The organism is Pantoea sp. USMM079 (genome assembly GCF_037153115.1).
Classification (GTDB): domain Bacteria; phylum Pseudomonadota; class Gammaproteobacteria; order Enterobacterales; family Enterobacteriaceae; genus Pantoea; species Pantoea communis.
This window is the reverse complement of sequence record NZ_JBBCKX010000082.1, coordinates 1-249: the sequence shown is the minus strand read 5'-3', so window position 1 is coordinate 249 and position 249 is coordinate 1. Positions and strand designations below refer to the sequence as shown.

General features: G+C 55.0%; 1 protein-coding gene. It reads left to right on the top strand.

Features of this window, described 5'->3' with window-relative positions; all coding sequences use genetic code 11:
- On the top strand, nucleotides 1–249 hold a 249-nt coding region (locus WFP70_RS26615), incomplete at both ends, for a transposase (protein ID WP_337024914.1).

Sequence of the window (249 nt, the reverse complement as noted above, 5' to 3'; positions counted from 1 at the left end):
CATTCACGGAAGAAATGGCCGCATCTGGCGGCGCACACAGAGATGAGGATGATAAGCCGGGAAATAAAAGGCCGGACGTGGCGGTTCCTGACGTCGATGACGGATGCGATGCGTTACCCGGGTAAAGAAATAGCGGATCTCTACAGTCATCGCTGGGAGATAGAGCTGGGATATCGTGAAATAAAGCAGGGTCTCCAGGACAGCAGGCTCACGCTTCGCAGCAGGAAGCCGGAGATGATAAGGCAGGAG